This window comes from Rhodococcus sp. B10 (assembly GCF_011770055.1).
GTDB classification, from domain to species: Bacteria; Actinomycetota; Actinomycetes; order Mycobacteriales; family Mycobacteriaceae; genus Rhodococcoides; species Rhodococcoides kyotonensis_B.
Genome location: NZ_JAAFYV010000003.1, coordinates 104,062 through 124,303, shown reverse-complemented (window position 1 = coordinate 124,303; position 20,242 = coordinate 104,062). Strand labels below are relative to the sequence as shown.

Genomic DNA, 20,242 nt, shown 5'->3' with positions numbered 1-20,242 from the left:
CCCATGACGATCCCGTCCAGTACGTATCGACTACAGCTGCGCGGGGACGGGTTCACGCTCGAAGATGCCCGAGGGATCGTCGACTATCTCGACGACCTCGGCGTCAGCCATGCCTACCTGTCCCCCGTCCTGTCCGCGACCAAGGGCTCGACACACGGATACGACGTCGTCGATCCGACGATCGTCTCCCCCGACCTCGGCGGGCGAGCGGCACTGGAAGCGCTGACGGCCGAACTGCGTTCGCGCGGAATGGGCGTCGTGATCGACATCGTGCCCAACCACGTCGGAGTCGAGGATCCGCGGCAGAATGCGTGGTGGTGGGACGTACTGCGGAACGGTCGCGCGTCGCAGTACGCCGGCTTCTTCGACATCGACTGGGCCGACGACAACGGGGTGGACGGCAAGATCGCGCTGCCGATCCTCGGCTCGGACTCCGATGTGGACGAGCTGACGATCGACCGCACCGGTGATGCGCCACTGCTCGCCTACTACGACCACCGATTCCCCATCGCCGACGGGACCGACGACGGTAACGCGACCACGATTCACGACCGTCAGGCGTATCGACTGGTCAGTTGGCGGGCCGGACTCGTCGGGTACCGCCGTTTCTTCTCCGTCAACGGCCTCGCCGGGCTCCGGCAGGAGGACTACGACGTCTTCACCGAATCCCACAAGGAGATCGCGTCGTGGATGACGGACGATCTCGTCGACGGCCTACGCGTCGACCATCCGGATGGTCTCGCGGATCCCGCGGGCTACCTGACCGAGCTGCGTGAGCTGATGGGCGAGGATCGCTGGCTCGTCATCGAGAAGATCCTGGCGCGGGGCGAGCCGCTCGACACGTCACTGCCCGTCGACGGCACGACCGGCTACGACGCGCTTGCCGACGTCGGCGGCGTGTTCGTCGATCCGGCAGGCGCCGCGGCGCTGGGCGAGCTGTCGCAGTCACGTACGGGCAGCGCGAGCGATCCGGAGTGGCTACATGCCACGGAACGAGAGCTCAAAGCGGCTGTCGCGCAAGGCGACCTGGCACCCGAAGTGCGCCGGCTCACCCGCGCGATCCTGCGCGAATCACAGGCCGACATCTCCGCCGAGACCGTCACGGACGCCGTCGTCGCTCTGGTGGCGCACATGCCGTACTACCGATCCGATTACGCACCCCTCGCGGGAACGATCCCCCGCGTCATCGGGACGGTGTTGCAGAACAGACCCGACCTCGAAGCCGGACTCGACGCTGTCGCAACGGCTCTGGTGGCGAACGGTGAGTCGGCGGTCAGGTTCGAGCAGGTGTGCGGCGCGGTCACAGCCAAGGGCGTCGAGGACTGCCTGTTCTACCGGGCCACCCGGCTGATCTCGTTGCAGGAAGTCGGCGGTGATCCGGCGATCTTCGGTGTCGCCCCCGCGCAGTTCCATCTGGCGAACGCCGATCGCGCGGACCGCTGGCCTGCGGCGATGACCACCCTGTCGACGCACGACACCAAGCGCGGCGAGGACGTCCGAGCACGCATCGGCGTCCTGTCCCAGATTCCCGAACTATGGGCACGCTGCGTCGCGGACTGGGAAGAGATGGTTCCCAGTCCTGACGGCGCGACCGGACTTTTCCTGTGGCAGAACCTCTTCGGCGTCTGGCCGGTCGACGGCGCCATCGACGACTCACTACGCGAGCGAATTCACGCGTACGCGGAGAAGGCGATGCGCGAAGCGAACCTCCGCACGGGATGGAACGACGTCGACGAGACGTTCGAGTCGTCGGTGCACGAATGGCTCGACTCGGTGATGCAGGGATCGGTCGCCGACTCGATGACCATGCTCGTCGCGCGAGTCGACGTACACGGACGCAGCGACGCGCTGGGGCAGAAGCTTCTTCAGCTCGTCGGACCCGGCGTTCCCGACGTCTACCAGGGCACCGAACTGTGGGACGACTCCCTGGTCGATCCGGACAACCGGCGACCCGTGGACTATCGGATTCGGCGAGAGTTGTTGTCCGGCAACGACGTCCCTCCCTCGGCAACCACCGATGCGGCATCGAAGTTTCGCGTCGTACGGGCAGCGCTGCGTCTGCGTCGGGAACGTCCCGCGAGTTTCGTCGGCGGAACGTACGCGCCCGTGTACGCGACGGGATCGGCATCGGCACACGTCGTCGGATTCTCTCGCGGGCCGCAGCAGGGTGAGCCGGACGTAATGGCACTCGCAACGCGTCACTCGTCGACCCTGCAGAACGAGGGTTGGGGAGACACCACCGTGGTACTCCCGCAGGGACAGTGGCGCGATCGCCTCACCGACACGGTGTACACCGCGCAGGCATCCGCCACCGAACTGTTCGCAGCGCTCCCCGTGGCGCTCCTGGTCCGCGAGAACGTAGGAGACACCGACCGATGACGCATCGCTTCGAGGTTTGGGCACCGACACCCGACACCGTCCGCCTGCACCTGGACGGTGAGCTGCACTCGATGCAGAAGCGTGAGGACGGATGGTGGTTCGTCGACGCCGACGCATCACTGGGCAGCCGGTACGGCTTCGTGCTCGACGACGACGACGCCGTGATCCCCGACCCACGCTCGCCGCGCCAACCCGAGGGGGTGCACGAGCTGTCGCAACTGCACCGCGTCGACCCCTCGGTGTGGACGGATTCGGCATGGACCGGTCGGCAGCTGCCGGGGGGTGTGGTGTACGAACTGCACATCGGCACGTTCACACCCGAGGGCACGTTCGACGCGGCCGTCGACAAGCTCGATCACCTGGTCGATCTCGGCGTGACGTTCGTCGAGATCATGCCCGTCAACGGATTCAACGGTACCCACAACTGGGGCTACGACGGCGTCCTCTGGTACACCGTCCACGAGGCGTACGGCGGGCCCGACGGGTTGCAACGACTCGTCGATGCGTGTCATGCCCGCGGTCTGGGCGTCGTGCTCGACGTCGTCTACAACCACCTCGGGCCGTCGGGAAATTATCTCGAGCGGTTCGGTCCGTACATGTCCCAGGGCGCAAACACGTGGGGCCAGACCATCAACTACGCAGGCGCCGAGTCCGGCAATGTCCGGCGGTACGCGATCGAGAACGCGCTGCGCTGGTTCTCCGAGTTCCACATCGACGGACTACGGCTGGATGCGGTGCACGCCATCGCGGACACCACGGCGGTGCACCTGCTCGAGGAACTGGCCATCGAGACCCGTCGCCTGTCGGCGCACCTCGGACGCCCGCTCACTCTCATCGCGGAGAGCGACCTGAACGACCCGACACTGATCACGCCTCGCTCGGGCGGCGGCTACGGTCTCGACGCACAATGGGACGACGACCTGCACCACGCGATCCATGCTGCGGTGTCGGGCGAGCGGCAGGGATACTACGGCGACTTCGGCTCGCTCAAGGGTCTCGCGAACACGTTGCGGCAGGGCTTCTTTCACGCCGGAACGTACTCGAGTTTCCGAGGGCGCAGGCACGGCAGGCCGGTCGACACGCGACGGATACCGGCGAGCTCGTTCGTCACGTACACGACGACGCACGACCAGGTCGGCAACCGGGCGACCGGCGACCGCCCCGGCTTCTACCTGACGCCCGGGCAGTTGGCGGTGAAAGCTGCACTGGTGCTTGCCTCTCCGTACACCCCGATGCTGTTCATGGGCGAGGAGTGGGGCGCGTCGACGCCGTTCCAGTTCTTCACCTCGCATCCCGAACCCGAGTTGGGGAAGGCGACGGCGGAAGGTCGCAAGGCCGAATTCGCCGAGCACGGTTGGGATTCCGACGACATTCCCGACCCGCAGGACCCGCAGACATTCCTGCGGTCGAAGCTCGACTGGTCCGAACTCGGCGACGGCGACCACGAACGCCTACTCGAAACGTACCGCGGATTGCTGTCGCTCCGTAAGCAGTACGCGGACCTCACCGATCCCTGGCTCCAGAACCTGACGGTCGACTACGACGAGGACGAGCAATGGATCGTCCTGCATCGCGGGTCGCTCCGCGTGGTCTGCAACCTGTCCCCCGACACGGTGACCGTCCCGGTCGGCGGCACCCCACTGCTGTCGTGGGAGCCGCCGATTTCGGACGAAACCGGTGCCGCGACGCGAGTTCCGGGTCATTCGTTCACGATCTTGGCGGCTGCGCCGCGCGTGCGCGCTTAGTCGGCCCCTGGGCCAACCACGCGCGCACGGGTGCGTAAACGCACCGCGACGACGATCGCCGTCAGCGCCAACAGCACGGCCGTCGCCACCGAAGCCACGTGCATACCCGTCACGAACGCGGTGTGCGCAGAATCGGCCAACAGGGCGGCGGCCTGCTCCGGCAGGTTCCGGGAGACCTCGACGGCACCGCCGAGCGTCTCCTGCGCCGTCGCGGCCTGCGCCGAGTTCAGTCCCGACACGTCGAGTCCACGACGGAAGAACGACATGACGACGGTACCGAGAACCGCAACACCCAGTGCGATGCCGAGTTCGTAGGCGGTCTCGGACACTGCCGACGCCGCGCCCGCCTTCTTCGGCGGGACGGCGCCGACGACGAGGTCCGACGTCAACGTCAGCGCGACACCGGCACCGAGGCCGATGAGGACGAAGCCACCGACGAACAACGCCGGACCGCTGCTCACCCCCGAGCCGTACAGAAGTGCCGGGCCCAATGCCGACAGAGCGAGGCCACCTGCCAACACCGTTCCCGGACGCCAGATTCGGACCAGGTACGCAGCCATCAACGACATCACGATGCTCGACGCCGTACCCGGCAACATCGACAACCCTGCTTCCAGTGGGCTGTACCCGAGCACCAGCTGCAGGTACTGCGCACCGAAGAAGAGCACACCCGCGAGCGCGAACACCGACAGGAAGTTCGTGAAGACAGCCGTCGAGAACGCGGGGTTCGAGAACAACCGCAGATCGATCATCGGGTCGTCGAGCATGCGCTGACGTCGGACGAACACGACGCCCGCGGCGACGCCGACCACCGCGGCGAGCACGTTCACGACACTGACTCCGTGCGTCGCCGTTTCCTTGACGGCATACACCAGCGGAACCAGTGCGAGCATCGACAGAGCTGCGCTCACGAGATCGAACTTGCCCGGGTTCGGATCCTTCGACTCGGGAATCACGAACGGCCCCAACAGGATCAGCAGGACCATGACGGGGATGTTGATCAGGAACACCGCTCCCCACCAGAAGTGCTCGAGTATCCAGCCGCCGACGAGCGGGCCCGCCGCGGCCCCACCGCCCGCCATCGCACCCCAGACGCCGATGGCCGTGGTGCGCTGCCGGGCGTCGGCGAACATCGTTCTGATCAGGCCGAGCGTCGCGGGCATCAGCGTCGCACCGGACAACCCCTGCAGGACACGGGCCGCGATGAGCATGTCGGGGCTCGTCGACAGTCCGGCAACGACGGACGCGATACCGAACCCCGCAGCGCCGAGAAGCAGGAGTTTTCGCCGCCCGATGCGGTCACCCAACGTGCCCATCGTGATCAGGAGGCCGGCGAGCACGAACGAATAGACGTCGATGATCCACAACAGCTGATTACTCGTCGGCGCCAGGTCGGCGCTGATGAACGGCAATGCAAGGTCCAGCACGGTGCCGTCGACCGCGATCAGCAGCACCGCCAACGCGAGCACGATCAGCCCGATCCAGTCCTTCTTCGTCGCCATCGTCGTGACGTCGGATTGCACGTCGTGCGTGCGCAACTCACTCACTTGTTCTCCTTGGATGACTCCGGCGACTCGACCGTCCAGCCGGTACAGTCACCGAGCGTAGCAGCTGACCGTCCAGCCGGTACAGTCGTTTACACTGGCGGTATGTCACGCGACACACGAGACCGAATACTCGACGCGCTCGAGGAGCTCCTGCTGGGCGAGGGATCGACGAAGGTGACGCTGGAGGCCGTCGCGGCGAAGGCCGGGGTGTCCAAGGGCGGGCTGCTCTATCACTTCAACACCAAGGACGCGATGATCGCGGCGATGGTGCGACGGCTCGGCGACCGTTCCGACGCACAGCGAGCGCAGGCCGAGCAGGGCGGAACCACCGTCGCTCAGTGGTACCTGCAACCGCCGAAGACCATTTCGGAGAAAGAGATCGCTCTGTTTCGATCGACTCTCGCGGTGCTGCGCAGCATCGACGGCGCGCCCGGCGAGATCCAGGATGCCGTGACCGAGGTCATGCGGTTGTGGGACGAAGCGATTCGCGCCGAGATCACCGACCCCGTCTCGGCCGAGATCGTCCGACTCGTCGGCGACGGGATCTACCTGAACGCGCTGATGAACCTGCCCGACGTGGAACCCGAGCTACACCAGAAGGTGGTCGAGCGCTTGCTCGCCGGCGATCAGGTCAAGTAGCTGTACGCCGGTGAACCCGGTTCGAGCTGTTCGACGCGCAGCCGCGACGACCGCATCCGCTCGAGCAACGAACTGAGTCCCGATGCATGACCCAACTCGACGCCGACGAGCGCGGCACCGGTTTCCCGGTTGTTGCGCTTGACGTACTCGAACAGTGTGATGTCGTCGTCGGGCCCGAGAACTTCGTCGAGGAATCGACGCAACGCGCCCGGCTCCTGTGGGAAATCCACCAGGAAATAGTGCTTGAGTCCGAGGTGCACCAGCGAGCGTTCGAGAATCTCGCCGTACCGCGACACGTCGTTGTTGCCACCGGACACCAGGCACACGACCGTACTGCCCGGCGCGACCGAGATCTGGTTCAACGCAGCAACACTCAGCGCACCAGCCGGTTCGGCGATGACTCCCTCGTTCTGGTACAGGTCGAGCATCGCCGTGCAGATCGCACCCTCGTCGATCTGCGTCATCAAAAACGGTCCCGACGCGTTCTCGGTGCGCGGGAAGGTCGGCACCGTCACGAGGGGCAGCGACGCGTGCGAGACGACCTCGGCGCCGAGGAATCGCAGCGCCTCGTACGGCACGTCGCCGATACGGCGCACGGCGGCACCGTCGACGAAGGGATCGATGTTCGACAACGTCACCGGACCGCCCGCCACGAGCGCGGCCGTCATCGACGCAGCCCCCGACGGCTCGACACCGACGAGTGCCGTCGACGGGGAGCGTTCGCGCAGATACGTGGAGATGCCGGCGATGCAGCCGCCGCCTCCGACCGGCATGACGACCGTGTCAGGAGCGGCGCCGAGCTGCTCGACGATCTCGGCGGCGATCGTGCCCTGACCTGCCACGGTCCGCGGGTCGTCGAACGGCGGAACCATCGTGGCGCCGGTCTGGACGACATCCTCGGCGGCCGACGCCGCAGCCGCGTCGAACGTGTCGCCGGTGACGATCAGCTCGACGAACTCGCCCCCGTGCACACGGATCCGATCGCGCTTCTGTTTGGGCGTGTTGGCCGGCACGTAGATCCGGCCCTGCACCTGCATCGCGCGGCACGCGAAAGCGACGCCCTGCGCGTGGTTGCCTGCACTGGCAGTGACGACTCCGACGGCCAGCTCCTCGGGCGTCAGCTGGGCCATCAGGTTGTAGGCGCCGCGAATCTTGTACGAGCGCACGATCTGGAGGTCTTCACGCTTGAGATAGACGTGCGCGCCGGTGACAGCGGACAGCCGTTCGCAGTATTGCAGCGGCGTCGACGCGACGACGTCCGAAATTCGCCGGGCAGCCGCATCGATGTCGTCCGCGGTGACCGCGAACGGATGAGTGCGTGCTTCGGCTACTTCAGGCGAGTTGGACACCCGTCCATGCTGCCACCAGCGCAGTTCCGACGGTAAGTCGGGACTACCGTCTCGGGTCGAACTGAGACGGTAGCGGAACGTTACGCAGGTTCGACTTGGCCATCTGCACCGCCTCGCCGACGCCACCGTTCATGACCATCCGTGACATCGCCAACGCGAAACCCTTCACCTGCTCGCCGGTGATCGTCGGCGGCAGCGACAGCGCGTTCGGGTCGGTGACGATGTCGACCAGCGCCGGCCCGTCGTGTTCGAGCGCCGCCGCGATTCCCGACTCCAGGTCGGCCGGGTCCTCGATGCGCCGCGAGAAGATCTTCAGCGCCGACGCGATGGCCGCGTAGTCCGTGGCGGGCACATCGACCCCGAAGTCGGGAATGCCGTCGACGAGCATCTCCAACTTGACCATGCCCAGCGTCGAGTTGTTGAACACGACGATCTTCACCGGCAGTCGATACATCGCGACGGTCAGCAACTCCCCCATCAGCATGGACAGGCCACCGTCGCCCGAGAGCGACACGACCTGACGCGTCGGGAACGCCACCTGCGCTCCGATCGCATGGGGAAGCGCGTTGGCCATCGAACCGTGCAGTGCCGACGACACGAAACGTCTACTGCCGTTCGGATTCAGATAGCGAGCGGTCCACACGTTGCACATGCCGGTGTCGGAGGTGAACACGGCGTCGCGTGCAGCCAGGTCGTCGAGGATCGACGCCGCGTACTCCGGGTGGATCGGCGTTCGTTGCTTGACCGGTGTCGTGTACGCGCCGACGACCTTCGTCATCAGCGTCTCGTGTCGATCGAGCGTGCGTTTCAGGAACGACCTGTCGGACTTGCGCTGCACCAGGGGCAGCAATGCCGCCAGCGTGCTCTTCGCATCGCCGTGCACGGCGAAATCGAGACTCGTTCTGCGACCGAGCTTTTCGGCCGCACTGTCGATCTGCGCCGTCCGCACGCGGTCGGGCAGGAACTGATCGTAGGGAAAGTCCGTCCCGATCAGGAGAAGCAGGTCCGCGTCGTGGATGCCGTCGTGCGCCGCGCCGTATCCCAGAAGTTCCGTCATCCCGATGTCGAACGGATTGTCGTACTGCACGTACTCCTTGCCGCGCAACGAATGCCCGATCGGTGCACCGAGCAGCTCGGCGAGTTCCAGTAATTCGGTCCTCGCGTCCTTCGCCCCGGCACCCGCGAAGATCGCCACCGTCGACGCCTCGTCTATCGCGGCGGCGAGCCGTCGAACATCGGCGTCGTCGGGAACAAGTGACGGTGTGCCCGTCTTCACGAACGACGGCGCCGGACGTCCCACGGGTTCGTCGGCGATGTCACCGGGCAGCGTCACGACGGCGACGCCCGGCGCACCGAGTGCATGCTGCACAGCCGAATGCACCACCCGCGGCGATTGTTCGGCGGTGCTGATCAACTCCGCGTACACCGAGCATTCGACGAACAACCGGTCCGGATGCGTCTCCTGGAAGAAGCTCGAACCGATCTGCACGCTCGGGATGTGCGACGCGATCGCGAGCACCGGCGCGCCCGATCGGTTGGCGTCGTAGAGGCCGTTGATCAGGTGCAGGTTGCCGGGACCGCACGAGCCTGCGCAGACCGCGAGTTGTCCGGTCAGCTGCGCTTCCGCGGACGCGGCGAATGCCGCCGCCTCCTCGTGCCGAACGTGGATCCAGTCGATGCCGCCTTCCGACGATCCCCCGCTGCGGCGGACCGCGTCGACGATCGGGTTGAGGCTGTCGCCGACGACGCCGTAGATGCGCCGCACCCCCGCGTCGACGAGTTGCGCGACGAGCTGCTCGGCTACCGTGCCGGGCTTCGAATTCCTCGCCACTACTGGACCCGGGTCAGCACGAAGACGGGAATCTCGCGGTCCGTCTTCTTCTGATAGTCCGCGTAGTCCGGGAACGCCTCGACGGCCCGCTCCCACCACACGGCCTTTTCGTCGCCGGTGACTTCCCGTGCGGTGTAGTCGGCGTTGTCGGTGCCGTCACGGAGTTCGACCAGCGGCTCGGCGACGATGTTGTAGTACCAGACGGGATGTTTCGGTGCGCCGCCCAACGATGCGACCACCGCGTATTCGCCGTCGTGCTCGACGCGCATCAGCGGCGTCTTGCGCAGCTTGCCGGACTTGTTGCCCTTGGTCGTCAACAGCACGACCGGCATGCCGCGCAACGACGTTCCCTCGGTGCCGCCTGAACCCTCCAGCAGCTCGGCCTGCTCGCGCGCCCAATCGGATGTGCTCGGTTCGTATTCACCTGTCAATGGCATGACCCCGAGTATCCCAGCATCGATGGACCGTGGCAGCCGTTGGACAACTGTCGTGGACCATCGATGCACAAACAGGGCGCCGACAGAAGAAGTTTCGGTGGACCGAAACCTGCGATGCGTATACCCTGAAGCGAGTACGCAGCACAGCCGAACGGAGCGCGCAATGACCTACGCAATCCCCCGAATCCCTACCCGCAGGCCCGCGCAGGTACACACCGTCGACATCGCCGGGACCGCGTGGCCGGTGTACAAGGTCGAGTCGTTGATTTTCGGTGTGCTCGTGTTCGTCGGCGCGCTCGCTCTCACCACGTCACTGCAGGTCGCCGTCCTCGGTGCCGCAGCAGCAACCGTCGTCGCGTGGTGGGTTCTGAAGTCGACGGAGCAACTGCGCAACTGACTGCACGACAGTGGCCGGTGTCGACGGATTCGTCGTCGACACCGGCCACTGTCGTGTACCAGCAACTGTCGTAGACCGGCTACCGGTCCGCTAGCCGGCGAGGCAGCCGGGACCGAGTAGAGCCTTCAGGTCACCCATCAGCGCCGACGTCGGAGTGACGCGCAAACTGTCGTCGAGCTTGAGTGCGGTCACCTTGTCGCCGCTGACCAGACGCAAGTGCACGTCCGACGTCCCCGGGTGACTCATCAACACGCGCTTGAGCGCACCGACCTTGTCGGCCGTGCACAACCGCGTCGGCAACATGACCGCCAACGGCTTCGCGACACCGACGGCCGACAGATCCGGCACGGCAAGGTCGTTCGCGATGATCGAGATCCGATCGTCGCGCACCGACACGCGACCCTTCACCAGAACCACCGAGTCCTCGGTCACGTCGGCGCCGAACACCGAGTACGACTGCGGGAAGAACAACACTTCGATGCCACCGACGAGATCCTCGAGCTGCGCCGACGCCCACGTCAGACCGTTCTTGTTGATGCGGCGGTTGACCGACGCCAGAATGCCGCCGATCGTGACCTGCGTTCCGTCCTTGACGTCACCTTCGAGGATGGCCGGGATGTTGGTGTCCGACTGCGCAGCGAGCATGTGCTCGACGCCCATCAGCGGGTGTCCGGAGACGTACAGGCCGAGCATCTCCCGCTCGAGCGCGAGCCGGTGCTTGGAGTCCCACTCCTCGTCCGGCACACGGACATTGAACACCGAGCTGATCGACTCGTCGGCGTCCTCGCCGCCGAACAGGTCGAACTGACCGATGGCCTCGGCTTTCTTCGTGCCCATCACCGAATCGATGGCGTCGGCGTGGATGAGCATCAAGCCCTTGCGCGGATGGTCGAGCGAATCGAACGCACCGGACTTGATCAGCGACTCGGTGACCTTCTTGCTGCACGCGGTCGCGTCGATCTTGTTCAGGTAGTCGGAGAAGTCGGTGTACTTGCTCTTCTCCTCGCGCGCTCTGATGATCGACGCGACGACGTTGGTGCCGACGTTGCGCACGGCGCCGAGACCGAATCGGATGTCCTTGCCCACGGATGCGAAGTTCAGCTCCGACTCGTTGACATCCGGAGGAAGCACCGTGATGCCGAGCTTGCGGCAGTCGGCGAGGTAGACCGCAGACTTGTCCTTGTCGTCGCTGACGCTGGTGAGCAGACCGGCCATGTACTCACCCGGGTAGTTGGCCTTGAGGTAGCCGGTCCAGTACGAGACGAGTCCGTAGCCTGCGGCGTGCGACTTGTTGAACGCGTACCCGGCGAACGGGAGAATCGTGTCCCACAGCGCCTTGATCGCGGGCTCGGAAAAGTTGTTGGCGAGCATGCCGTCGCGGAATCCGGCATACGCCTCTTCCAGCACCGACAGCTTCTTCTTACCCATCGCTCGACGCAGAATGTCGGCCTGACCGAGCGAGTACCCGGCGACCTTCTGCGCGATCTGCATGATCTGCTCCTGATACACGATCAGGCCGTACGTGTCCTTCAGAATCTCCGCGAGCGGTTCTTCGAGCTCGGGGTGAATCGGCTTGACCTCTTGTCGACCGTTCTTGCGGTCGGCGTAGTCGTTGTGCGCGTTCATGCCCATCGGACCGGGGCGGTACAGCGCGAGCACGGCGACGATGTCCTCGAACCCGGTCGGCTGCATGCGTCGCAGCAGGTCTCGCATCGCGCTGCCGTCGAGCTGAAACACGCCGAGAGTGTCACCGCGAGCGAGCAATTCGTACGTCGCCGGGTCGTCGAGGCCCAGCGTGTCGAGATCGAGGTCGATGCCGCGATTGGACTTGATGTTGTCGATGGCGTCACCGATGACGGTCAGGTTCCGCAGACCCAGGAAGTCCATCTTGAGCAGGCCGATGGCCTCACACGACGGGTAGTCCCAGCCGGTGATGATGGCGCCGTCCTGCGCGCGCTTCCACACCGGAATCGCGTCCGTGAGCGGTTCCGACGACATGATGACCGCGCAGGCGTGCACACCGGCGTTGCGGATCAGACCTTCGAGCCCGCGAGCGGTCTTGTAGATGGTCGCCACATCGGGGTTGGAGTCGATGAGCGCACGGACCTCGGTCGCTTCCTTGTACCGCTCGTGCGCCGGGTCGGTGATGCCGGCGACCGAGATGTCCTTCGCCATGATGGGCGGCGGCAGCGCCTTGGTGATCTGGTCGGCGATCGCGAAACCGGGCTGGCCGAACTGGACGCGCGCGGAGTCCTTGATGGCGGCCTTGGTCTTGATGGTGCCGAACGTGATGACCTGCGCGACGCGGTCGCTACCCCACTTCTCCGTGGCGTAGCGCACCATCTCACCGCGGCGACGGTCGTCGAAGTCGATATCGATATCGGGCATCGACACGCGCTCGGGGTTGAGGAATCGCTCGAACAGCAGGCCGTGCGGCAGCGGGTCGATGTTGGTGATACCCATCGCGTACGCGACGAGCGAGCCTGCAGCCGAACCACGGCCGGGTCCGACGCGGATACCGACGTCGCGAGCATGCGCGATGAGGTCACCGACGACGAGAAAGTACGCTGGGAAGCCCATTTCCAGGATGACGCTGATCTCGTACTTCGCGCGATCGCGATATTCCTGCGGCACCCCGTTCGGGAACCGCCATTCGAGGCCCTTGTCGACCTCCTTGGCGAGCCAGGACCCCTGCGTCTCTCCCTCCGGCACGGGGAAGATCGGCATACGGTCGCGGTGAGCCCAGACGTCGTCGTACGGCTGCACACGCTCGGCGATGAGCAACGTGCTGTCGCACGCACCGGGAACCTCGCCGTCCCACAGCTGACGCATCTCGGCTGCGGACTTGAGGTAGTAGCCGTCGCCGTCGAACTTGAACCGGGTGGGGTCGCTCAGCGTCTTACCGGTCTGGATACACAGCAGCGCTTCGTGGTTCTCGGCCGCGTCCTTGGTGACGTAGTGGCAGTCGTTGGTGGCGAGCGGCCGAATGTCGAGTTTTCTGCCGATCTCCAACAGACCTTCGCGGACACGTCGCTCGATCGACAGACCGTGGTCCATCAGCTCGAGGAAGAAGTTGTCCTTGCCCCAGATCTCCTGCCACTTCGCGGCCGCTTCCAACGCTTCCCGGTCGTGACCGAGGCGCAGACGCGTCTGCACCTCTCCCGACGGGCAGCCCGTCGTCGCGATGATGCCCTCGGCGTGCTGGGCGATGATCTCCTCGTCCATGCGAGCCCACTTGCCGAGCTGACCCTCGATCGAGGCCAGGGACGACAACTTGAACAAGTTACGGACACCCGTCGCGTTCTCGGCGACCATCGTCATGTGGGTGTACGCGCCGCTACCGGAGACGTCGTCCGACTTCTGGTTGCGGTCACCCCACAACACGCGCTTCTTGTTGAAGCGCGACTCGGGAGCGATGTATGCCTCGATGCCGATGATCGGCTTGATGCCTGCCTTCTTGGCCTCGTTGTAGAACTCGCTGGCGCCGTACATGTTGCCGTGGTCGGTCATACCGACGGCCGTCATCTCCAGGCGGTTCGCCTCTGCGAACAGCGGCGCGATCTTCGCCGCCCCGTCGAGCATCGAGTACTCGGTGTGGTTGTGCAGATGAACGAACGAGTCAGCCACGAAGGTTCTCTCCTGAGGGTCGAGCGGCACAGCTGGATGGTCGAGCGGCCGAGGCAGGTCGGCGGAAGTGCCCCCACTCTATTACTCGGCAGCGACAGATCCGTAGTCGTCGGTGTGTCCGAAGCCCCGCGTGTCTAGGGCGCCGGGATCGGACCGTCGTCGGGCAGTGCACCCACGACGTCGATGTAGTCGGGCAGCAGTGCCCGAACCGCGAAATGACCTGCGCGCGCATCGGCAGGCAGTGCCTCGACGGCACGGACGCCCGGCTCGTTCTCGATCGCCGCCAGCGCGGACGGATCCGCGCGCACGACGAGACCGACGACACAGTCGCACCCCGCCGCGAGACGAGTGACCGACGCCGCGTCGATCTGCGCCTGCCGGTCCCATTGTCCGACTCCCGCATGCAGCTCCGTCGCCGCGACGTCGAGCGCAGAACTCACGGACGCGTCCGTACCCGGGACACCGATGGCGAGCACTCGCGTCTGTACTCGCTCGATCGGCACCCGGATCAGCACCTGGGCGATCCGTTCACCCCGCGCTGCCGAGAACGACTGTCCGGGCGAGACGTACGTGTCGAACGACACGAGCGCCCAACGAGGTTCGGAGTCACCCGGTTCGGCCAGTCCGGCGCGCGCGCGGCCGGTGTACTCGGCGACGGTCTCCCCCGAGTCGGGTCCGAGACGGTCAGTGCTCACACCGGCCACGGGCAGGGGCTTCGCGATTCCGACGACGGCGCACAGCCCGACGGCAGCCGCCGCGATCACGACGCCCTCGACGAGGCCACCTACCCGCATCATGCGTTTCGCAGTACCTCGAGGGCGTGTTCGAGGTCGGCGGGGTACTTGCTCTCGATCTCCACCCATCGACCGTCGGATGGATGCGCGAACCCCAGCGACTTGGCGTGCAGCCACTGACGCTCGAGACCGAGCCTCTCGGCCAGCCGCGGATCGGCGCCGTACGTCAGATCGCCGCAGCACGGGTGTCGCAACGCCGAGAAGTGCACGCGAATCTGATGCGTACGACCGGTTTCGAGGTGCACGTCCAACAGACTTGCCGCCTGGAACGCCTCGATGGTGTCGTAGTGCGTCACGCTCGGCTTGCCGTCCGCGCGCACCGCGAACTTCCAGTCGTTGCTGCCGTGACGCCCGATCGGCGCGTCGATCGTTCCGCTGCTCGGATCCGGATGGCCTTGCACGAGAGCGTGATAGCGCTTCTCGATGGTTCGTTGCTTGAATGCCCGCTTCAGAATCGTGTACGCGCGCTCGGACGTCGCGACCACCATCACGCCGGACGTACCGACGTCGAGCCGATGCACGATGCCCTGACGCTCGTGTGCACCGGACGTCGAGATGCGGTAGCCCGCCGCGGCAAGACCGCCGATGACCGTCGGACCGGTCCATCCGACACTCGCGTGCGCCGCGACGCCGACCGGCTTGTCGACCGCGACGATGTCGTCGTCGGCATACAGGATGTCCATCCCGGGAACGGGTTCGGCCTCGATCGTCAGCTCCCGAGCAGGCTCGGGAAGCTCCACCTCGAGCCACGTACCCGCAGAAAGCCGGTCGGACTTGCCCACCGCCGTGCCGTCGACGGCGACCGACCCTTCCTCGGCGAGCGTCGCGACGACGTTTCGGGACAACCCGAGCAGCCGTGACACGCCCGCGTCGACGCGCATTCCGTCGAGGCCGTCGGGAACCGGCATCGACCGTGATTCCCTCATTCGTCGGCCGCCGAGGTCGACGCTGCCGCAGACTTCTTCGAGTGCGCCCGAGTGCCGTTCGGCTCGAATCCGAACAGGCTCAACACGACGAGCAGAATCGCGCCACACACGATCGACGAGTCGGCGACGTTGAACACCGGCCACCAGCCCACCGACACGAAGTCGACGACGTGTCCCTGCAGTGGCCCCGGCGCGCGGAAGAACCTGTCGATCAGATTGCCCAGCGCGCCGCCGAGGACCAGTCCGAGGCCGAGAGCCCACAGCGGTGACCGCAGCGTCCGCCCGATTCTGATCACGCCGATGACGACACACACCGCGACGATCGTCAACAACCACGTCATACCGGTGGCCATCGAGAACGCCGCACCGGGGTTGCGGACGAGACGGAGAGTCACGACGTCGCCGATGATCTCGACGGGGTTGCCGGGCTCGATCCATCGAACGACCGCGATCTTGGTGACGAGGTCCAACGCGAGGATCACCGCGGCGATCAGGACGAGCATCCGGGTGCGCAACGGCTTGGTCGACGCCACCTCGGCTTCCGCGCCGGGGTTCTCGTCGGGCTGTTCTGGGGGTTTGGGGTCGGCTGGACGGTCGTCACTCACCCCTCCATCATGAAGCATCACATGTGCATGCCGAACATCCGACCTATCGGGGAAGGGGATTCGACCGACGCGTGGCCGCGCCCGGGCCCCGCACATCCGTAGCCTGGTCCCGTGATCTCGACTTCCGAAACTCCGATGCGGCGCCTGCGCGCCCTCGCGGCGCTGGTCGCCGCCGCAGCCGTGATGACCGCGTGCAGCTCGTCCGACGACAGTGCATCCGCCGACACCGAGGCCACGTCGACGCCGACGAGCGTGTCGCTTCCGGTCACCCCGGTGACGACGACGTTGGTCGACCCGGGCGCCGAGCCGCGCTCGCCGCTGACCCCCGCGTACGACGGCGAGCAATCGGTACAGCTCGTCACCAGCTCCACGGTGACGCAGCAGATCGACGACCAGGCCGTCCAGGACTTCTCGACTCCGGAGTTGACGCTTCCCCTGACCGCGTCGCCGGACGGCGACCAGGTCGCGCTGTCCATCGGAAAGGCGACGTCGGCGGACCAGCGCCTGACGGACGCTCTTGCGGCGTCGGAAGGTTCGGCTGCCGGGTTGACGGTCACCGACACCGGTGCCGTCACCGCGCTGAGCATCACACCCTCCGAACAGGCACAGGACTCGGCCAGAGCCGCGATCGAACAGGCACTCAATCAGGCGGTCTACCGCTCGGTGTCGTTCCCCGAGGGCGATGTCGGCGTCGGCGCGGTATGGACCACCTCACAACAGGTCATCAGTGGTGTGACGCTGAACCAGGTCACCCGGGCCACGTTGCGCGCCCGCGACGGCGACCGTCTCACCATCGATCTGCAGATCGACCAGACCCCCGCGTCGACGACGCTCGACCTCCCCGACGAAGCCGGCAGTCTGAACATCGATTCCTACGTCATGTCCGGGTCGGGAACGGTCGAACTCGACCTGACGAAGCCACTTCCGGTGAGCGGCGACGTGTCCGTCGGGGGTATGCAGCAGTACAGCGACCCCGAGGGGACGACCGTGCTGGGACAGAACATCACCGACTCGCTGCGATGGACGACGTCGTGACCGGTCCCTGCGCCTCGCCGTGGTACTGGGGACGTGCGCGGTGGTGTCCGCGGCCTGCGGCGCGAACTCGGACGACACCGCGCCCAGCACTACCGCGCCTGCACCGGCGGCAGTGTCCGCACCGGACCCGCTGGCCGGTCCGCCGATCACCGACTCTTCGGTGCTGCAGTCGGCGATGATCCCGCTGGAGTCGCTGCCGCCCGGCTACACCGTCATCCCCGACCCGGTACGGGACCTCGGACTCGATCCGGCGCCCGAGTACGACGCACCGGACCAGTCGGGCACCGACCCGCAGCGCTGCGCCGATGTCCTGGCGCCGATCTCGCAGCAGTTCGCCGACGCGGCCGCGTCGGCCGAGGTGCGCTACTCGGGTCCCGACTTCTCGTCGATCGACGAGGACGCCGCCAGCTACGTCGATCGGGGCGCTGCCGACGCGTTTGCCGCCGTCCAGGCGACCTTCGCCGAATGCGCCACGTTCACCGGAACGGACGCCGACGGAATCGACGTCGCGTACACCCTCTCGGGCCGCGACGGCGACGTCACGGCAGGTGACGCGTCGGTGGCGGCCCGGCTGCAGATCGAGAGCGGCGGCTTCACGCTCGTGTCGGACGTCGTCGTCGCCGTCGTGGATTCGACTGTCGTTCAGGTGGTCGCGACCGACGAGGACGGCGTCGACGACGCCACGTTGTCCGCGCTCGCGCAGGCCGCGGTGGACGGAATCCGCGGCGTCGCCCGCGGGGTGTAGAAACACCGATGCCGGTGTTCGGTTCGTGAAGAACCGAACACCGGCATCGAATGAAGCCGTGAAACTAACGCATCATGCGCAGGCAGGCGACGTCAGCTGCGCGAGCTGGACGAAGCTGCAGGCGTTCTCCTTCGACAGCTTCCAGACGCCGTCCTCTGCGACGAAGGTGAAGTTGCCGGGGTTGGCCTGTCCGCCGATGGTCAGGGTGGCACCCGCGTTGAGCGTGCCGTCTCCGAGGTCGTCGACACTCGTGATGACGATTTCCGCGCCGTTCTGGACAGCCGCGGCGGCAACCTGGTTGATCAGTTCGGGATCGGCCTCGGCGCCTTGAATGAGCTGAGCCTTCTCCTCGACCGGCACGGCCGGGTCGAGTCCACGAGCAAGCTCCTGGTTGAGCTCCTCGGCGGTGGGAACAGGTGGGTAGTCGCTCTGAGCCTCGGTCGTAGCGGTGGTCGACGCAACCGACGCGGACGTCGTGGCGTCGTTTCCTCCCTCGTCGTCACCGGAACTGCATGCGGTCATCGTCAGCGTGGCGGCGATCGCGACGCCGGCAACCAGTGCCCGTCGGGTGTTACGAAGCTTCAATTGCTCTGTCCCTTCAGTTCTTCTGCGTGTCTTTTCACGTAGCCGGCGCCACTTCGTCGGCGCCGGCGGGTCATCGGGTCGTTCGTTTCAGGCGGCTCCACTATGCCAGGACACGAGCCACCCGGCCAGAAATTGCCTACTCACCGGTAAGGTCGTTCCTGCAGGCTCCACTCCCGTCCCACCGGCAAGGTCGTTCCTGCAGGCTCCACTCCCGTTCCTCAGCTTCTGCGGCCCGAGCCTCATTCCAGACTTCCGAGCGCGTCCGCTACCTCGAGCATCGTGTCTCCCTCGGCAAAGGTACGAGCACGACCGGGTCCTGAAGATCGCGTCTCGAATCGAACCGTCACCACGGAGTGGCCAGCCCCCTGGACCCACCCGTGTCCGTATTCAGGATGCCTTACGTCCATGCCCGGGTGCCACTTCGGACCGTGCTCTCTTACCGAAGCCACAATTTCCGCCGCCGTCGTTTGTTCGCGAGGTGAATCCTCGGAATCGTGCTCCAACTCCGGAAACAACGAACCCTGTTGCACAGCGGACAGTCCGGCCAGACCGACACCGACGAGGCGAATGGGACCCAGCTCGACGGGATCGAGCACCTGCCGCTGGGCGGCCGCCACGATGGTCTGCTTGTCGACGGTCGCGTAGGGCAGTGTCACCGAACGGGTGACGATACTCATATCCGACTTGCGCAGTTTCAGCACGATCGTGCGCGCCCCCCGGCCGTCCTTCAGCAACCGTCGATGCGCGGCGTCCGCGCTCTTGTCCACCGCGGCGCGTAGCTGAGCCAGCGTCACCAGGTCGTGCGCGAACGTCGTCTCGGCACTCACCTGCTTCGCCTCGGCACGTTCCGCGACGGCTCGATCGTCGATTCCTCGTGCAAGCTTGTGCAGGCTGGGACCGACGGTGCCGCCCAGAATCGAGGCCACCTCGGATTCGGGTGTGGCGACGAACTTCCCAATCGTGTCGATACCGAGCCGCCGCAGCTTCTCGTCGGCGACAGGACCTATCCCCCACAGCTTGCGTACCGGCAGCGCGGCCATCAGAGCCGTTTGCTCGCCGGGTGACACCACCGTGACGCCGTCGGGTTTCGCCAGCCCCGACGCGATCTTCGCGATCTGCTTTCCCGACCCGGCTCCCAGGCTGCAGATCAATCCAGTTTCCTCGCGGACGAGTGCTCGCAACGACTCGCAGAACTCCTCGACCTCGGCGGCCGTCGCACCGGCGAGTTCGGCCGGTTCACCGAATGCCTCGTCGAGCGACAGTTGCTCGAGCACCGGCATGCGGGTGCGAAGACTCTCGAACACCCGGCGGCTCAACACCTGGTAGAGCGCACCACGAGGCGGCAGCACGACGGCACCTGCGCCGACGAGTCGTCGCGCCTGGTGCATCGGCATCGCGGACCTCGCGCCGAACACGCGGGCCTCGTAGCTGCATCCTGCGACGACGCCACGCCCACCCGCGCCGCCGACCAGCACAGGCCGTCCACGCAGCGTCGGACGGGTCAGCTGCTCGACGGACGCGAAGAACGCATCCATGTCGAGATGCAGAACCCACCGTCTACTGCGTGAGTCGGTCATGGCCGAAACGTACTCCCGGACTTC

The 20,242-nt window shown here is 66.1% G+C and carries 16 protein-coding genes; 6 read left to right on the top strand and 10 right to left on the bottom strand.

Annotation, left to right across the window (positions count from 1 at the left end; all coding sequences use genetic code 11):
- Nucleotides 1-3 precede the first annotated feature (3 nt).
- Together treY and treZ are read left to right on the top strand one after the other, a co-directional pair.
- The gene (treY, locus tag RhoFasB10_RS03040; protein WP_068420723.1) at nucleotides 4-2,379 is read left to right on the top strand and encodes a malto-oligosyltrehalose synthase; all 2,376 of its coding nucleotides are present in this window, start codon (nucleotides 4-6) and stop codon (nucleotides 2,377-2,379) included.
- Nucleotides 2,376-4,124, top strand: coding sequence for a malto-oligosyltrehalose trehalohydrolase (gene treZ, locus RhoFasB10_RS03035; RefSeq protein ID WP_068420721.1), 1,749 nt, complete (start codon nucleotides 2,376-2,378; stop codon nucleotides 4,122-4,124). Before treY ends, treZ begins: the two co-directional genes overlap by 4 nt.
- Here treZ and RhoFasB10_RS03030 read toward each other — a convergent pair.
- Nucleotides 4,121-5,626, bottom strand: coding sequence for an MFS transporter (locus RhoFasB10_RS03030; RefSeq protein ID WP_167675099.1), 1,506 nt, complete (start codon nucleotides 5,624-5,626; stop codon nucleotides 4,121-4,123). The two genes, treZ and RhoFasB10_RS03030, sit on opposite strands and share 4 nt — an antisense overlap.
- A 147-nt stretch (nucleotides 5,627-5,773) precedes the next feature.
- On the opposite strand from RhoFasB10_RS03030, the gene RhoFasB10_RS03025 reads away from it, so the two are divergent.
- Entirely contained in the window at nucleotides 5,774-6,310 is a 537-nt protein-coding gene (locus RhoFasB10_RS03025; RefSeq protein ID WP_167675017.1) for a TetR/AcrR family transcriptional regulator, read from the top strand.
- Here RhoFasB10_RS03025 and ilvA read toward each other — a convergent pair.
- Genes ilvA through RhoFasB10_RS03010 form a run of 3 tightly spaced genes read right to left on the bottom strand, consistent with a single transcriptional unit; the run spans nucleotide 6,298 to nucleotide 9,927 of the window.
- Nucleotides 6,298-7,659 carry a threonine ammonia-lyase IlvA gene (ilvA, locus tag RhoFasB10_RS03020; RefSeq protein WP_167675015.1) on the bottom strand — a complete coding sequence of 454 codons (1,362 nt, stop codon included), beginning with the start codon at nucleotides 7,657-7,659 and terminating at the stop codon, nucleotides 6,298-6,300. The genes RhoFasB10_RS03025 and ilvA overlap by 13 nt on opposite strands.
- A gap of 43 nt (nucleotides 7,660-7,702) precedes the next feature.
- Entirely contained in the window at nucleotides 7,703-9,490 is a 1,788-nt protein-coding gene (locus RhoFasB10_RS03015; protein WP_167675013.1) for a pyruvate dehydrogenase, read from the bottom strand.
- The gene (locus tag RhoFasB10_RS03010) at nucleotides 9,490-9,927 is read right to left on the bottom strand and encodes a nitroreductase family deazaflavin-dependent oxidoreductase (protein ID WP_068420713.1); all 438 of its coding nucleotides are present in this window, start codon (nucleotides 9,925-9,927) and stop codon (nucleotides 9,490-9,492) included. Before RhoFasB10_RS03010 ends, RhoFasB10_RS03015 begins: the two co-directional genes overlap by 1 nt.
- A 163-nt stretch (nucleotides 9,928-10,090) precedes the next feature.
- Between RhoFasB10_RS03010 and RhoFasB10_RS03005 the strand changes: the two genes are divergently transcribed.
- Entirely contained in the window at nucleotides 10,091-10,324 is a 234-nt protein-coding gene (locus tag RhoFasB10_RS03005) for a hypothetical protein (RefSeq protein WP_167675011.1), read from the top strand.
- A gap of 90 nt (nucleotides 10,325-10,414) precedes the next feature.
- On the opposite strand, the gene dnaE is transcribed toward RhoFasB10_RS03005, so the two are convergent.
- From dnaE to lspA, 4 genes are all read right to left on the bottom strand, one after another.
- Nucleotides 10,415-13,951: a DNA polymerase III subunit alpha gene (gene dnaE, locus RhoFasB10_RS03000; protein WP_068420963.1), complete on the bottom strand. Its 3,537-nt coding sequence runs from the start codon at nucleotides 13,949-13,951 to the stop codon at nucleotides 10,415-10,417.
- Nucleotides 13,952-14,085: 134 nt separating this feature from the next.
- The gene (locus RhoFasB10_RS02995) at nucleotides 14,086-14,748 is read right to left on the bottom strand and encodes a hypothetical protein (RefSeq protein WP_240930843.1); all 663 of its coding nucleotides are present in this window, start codon (nucleotides 14,746-14,748) and stop codon (nucleotides 14,086-14,088) included.
- On the bottom strand, nucleotides 14,745-15,671 hold the full coding sequence (locus RhoFasB10_RS02990) for an RluA family pseudouridine synthase (RefSeq protein WP_068420709.1): 927 nt from the start codon (nucleotides 15,669-15,671) through the stop codon (nucleotides 14,745-14,747). The genes RhoFasB10_RS02995 and RhoFasB10_RS02990 overlap by 4 nt, the downstream gene beginning before the upstream one ends.
- Nucleotides 15,668-16,174, bottom strand: a complete 507-nt coding sequence (lspA, locus tag RhoFasB10_RS02985; RefSeq protein ID WP_240930854.1) for a signal peptidase II — start codon at nucleotides 16,172-16,174, stop codon at nucleotides 15,668-15,670. Before lspA ends, RhoFasB10_RS02990 begins: the two co-directional genes overlap by 4 nt.
- A 213-nt stretch (nucleotides 16,175-16,387) precedes the next feature.
- Here lspA and RhoFasB10_RS02980 point away from each other — a divergent pair, with 213 nt between their 5' ends.
- Together RhoFasB10_RS02980 and RhoFasB10_RS02975 are read left to right on the top strand one after the other, a co-directional pair.
- Complete coding sequence (locus RhoFasB10_RS02980; RefSeq protein WP_308115154.1) at nucleotides 16,388-17,311, top strand: hypothetical protein; 924 nt, start codon at nucleotides 16,388-16,390, stop codon at nucleotides 17,309-17,311.
- A 40-nt stretch (nucleotides 17,312-17,351) separates the two neighbouring features.
- Nucleotides 17,352-18,056 carry a hypothetical protein gene (locus tag RhoFasB10_RS02975; RefSeq protein ID WP_240930842.1) on the top strand — a complete coding sequence of 235 codons (705 nt, stop codon included), beginning with the start codon at nucleotides 17,352-17,354 and terminating at the stop codon, nucleotides 18,054-18,056.
- A 72-nt stretch (nucleotides 18,057-18,128) separates the two neighbouring features.
- Here RhoFasB10_RS02975 and RhoFasB10_RS02970 read toward each other — a convergent pair whose 3' ends face one another.
- Both RhoFasB10_RS02970 and RhoFasB10_RS02965 read right to left on the bottom strand, forming a co-directional pair.
- Nucleotides 18,129-18,641 carry a hypothetical protein gene (locus RhoFasB10_RS02970; protein ID WP_068420701.1) on the bottom strand — a complete coding sequence of 171 codons (513 nt, stop codon included), beginning with the start codon at nucleotides 18,639-18,641 and terminating at the stop codon, nucleotides 18,129-18,131.
- Between the two features lie 239 nt (nucleotides 18,642-18,880).
- A complete protein-coding gene (locus tag RhoFasB10_RS02965; RefSeq protein ID WP_068420699.1) occupies nucleotides 18,881-20,218 on the bottom strand; it encodes a DNA polymerase IV in 1,338 nt (445 codons plus the stop codon).
- Between the last annotated feature and the right edge of the window lie 24 nt (nucleotides 20,219-20,242).

Excerpts from the sequence above, each read along its gene's own strand:
- treY (WP_068420723.1), top strand. The coding sequence starts at position 4 with ATGACGATCCCGTCCAGTACGTATCGACTACAGCTGCGCGGGGACGGG.
- treZ (WP_068420721.1), top strand. The coding sequence starts at position 2,376 with ATGACGCATCGCTTCGAGGTTTGGGCACCGACACCCGACACCGTCCGC.
- RhoFasB10_RS03030 (WP_167675099.1), bottom strand. The coding sequence starts at position 5,626 with ATGGCGACGAAGAAGGACTGGATCGGGCTGATCGTGCTCGCGTTGGCG.
- RhoFasB10_RS03025 (WP_167675017.1), top strand. The coding sequence starts at position 5,774 with ATGTCACGCGACACACGAGACCGAATACTCGACGCGCTCGAGGAGCTC.
- RhoFasB10_RS03010 (WP_068420713.1), bottom strand. The coding sequence starts at position 9,927 with ATGCCATTGACAGGTGAATACGAACCGAGCACATCCGATTGGGCGCGC.
- RhoFasB10_RS03005 (WP_167675011.1), top strand. The coding sequence starts at position 10,091 with ATGACCTACGCAATCCCCCGAATCCCTACCCGCAGGCCCGCGCAGGTA.
- RhoFasB10_RS02995 (WP_240930843.1), bottom strand. The coding sequence starts at position 14,748 with ATGATGCGGGTAGGTGGCCTCGTCGAGGGCGTCGTGATCGCGGCGGCT.
- RhoFasB10_RS02990 (WP_068420709.1), bottom strand. The coding sequence starts at position 15,671 with ATGAGGGAATCACGGTCGATGCCGGTTCCCGACGGCCTCGACGGAATG.
- lspA (WP_240930854.1), bottom strand. The coding sequence starts at position 16,174 with ATGCTCGTCCTGATCGCCGCGGTGATCCTCGCGTTGGACCTCGTCACC.
- RhoFasB10_RS02965 (WP_068420699.1), bottom strand. The coding sequence starts at position 20,218 with ATGACCGACTCACGCAGTAGACGGTGGGTTCTGCATCTCGACATGGAT.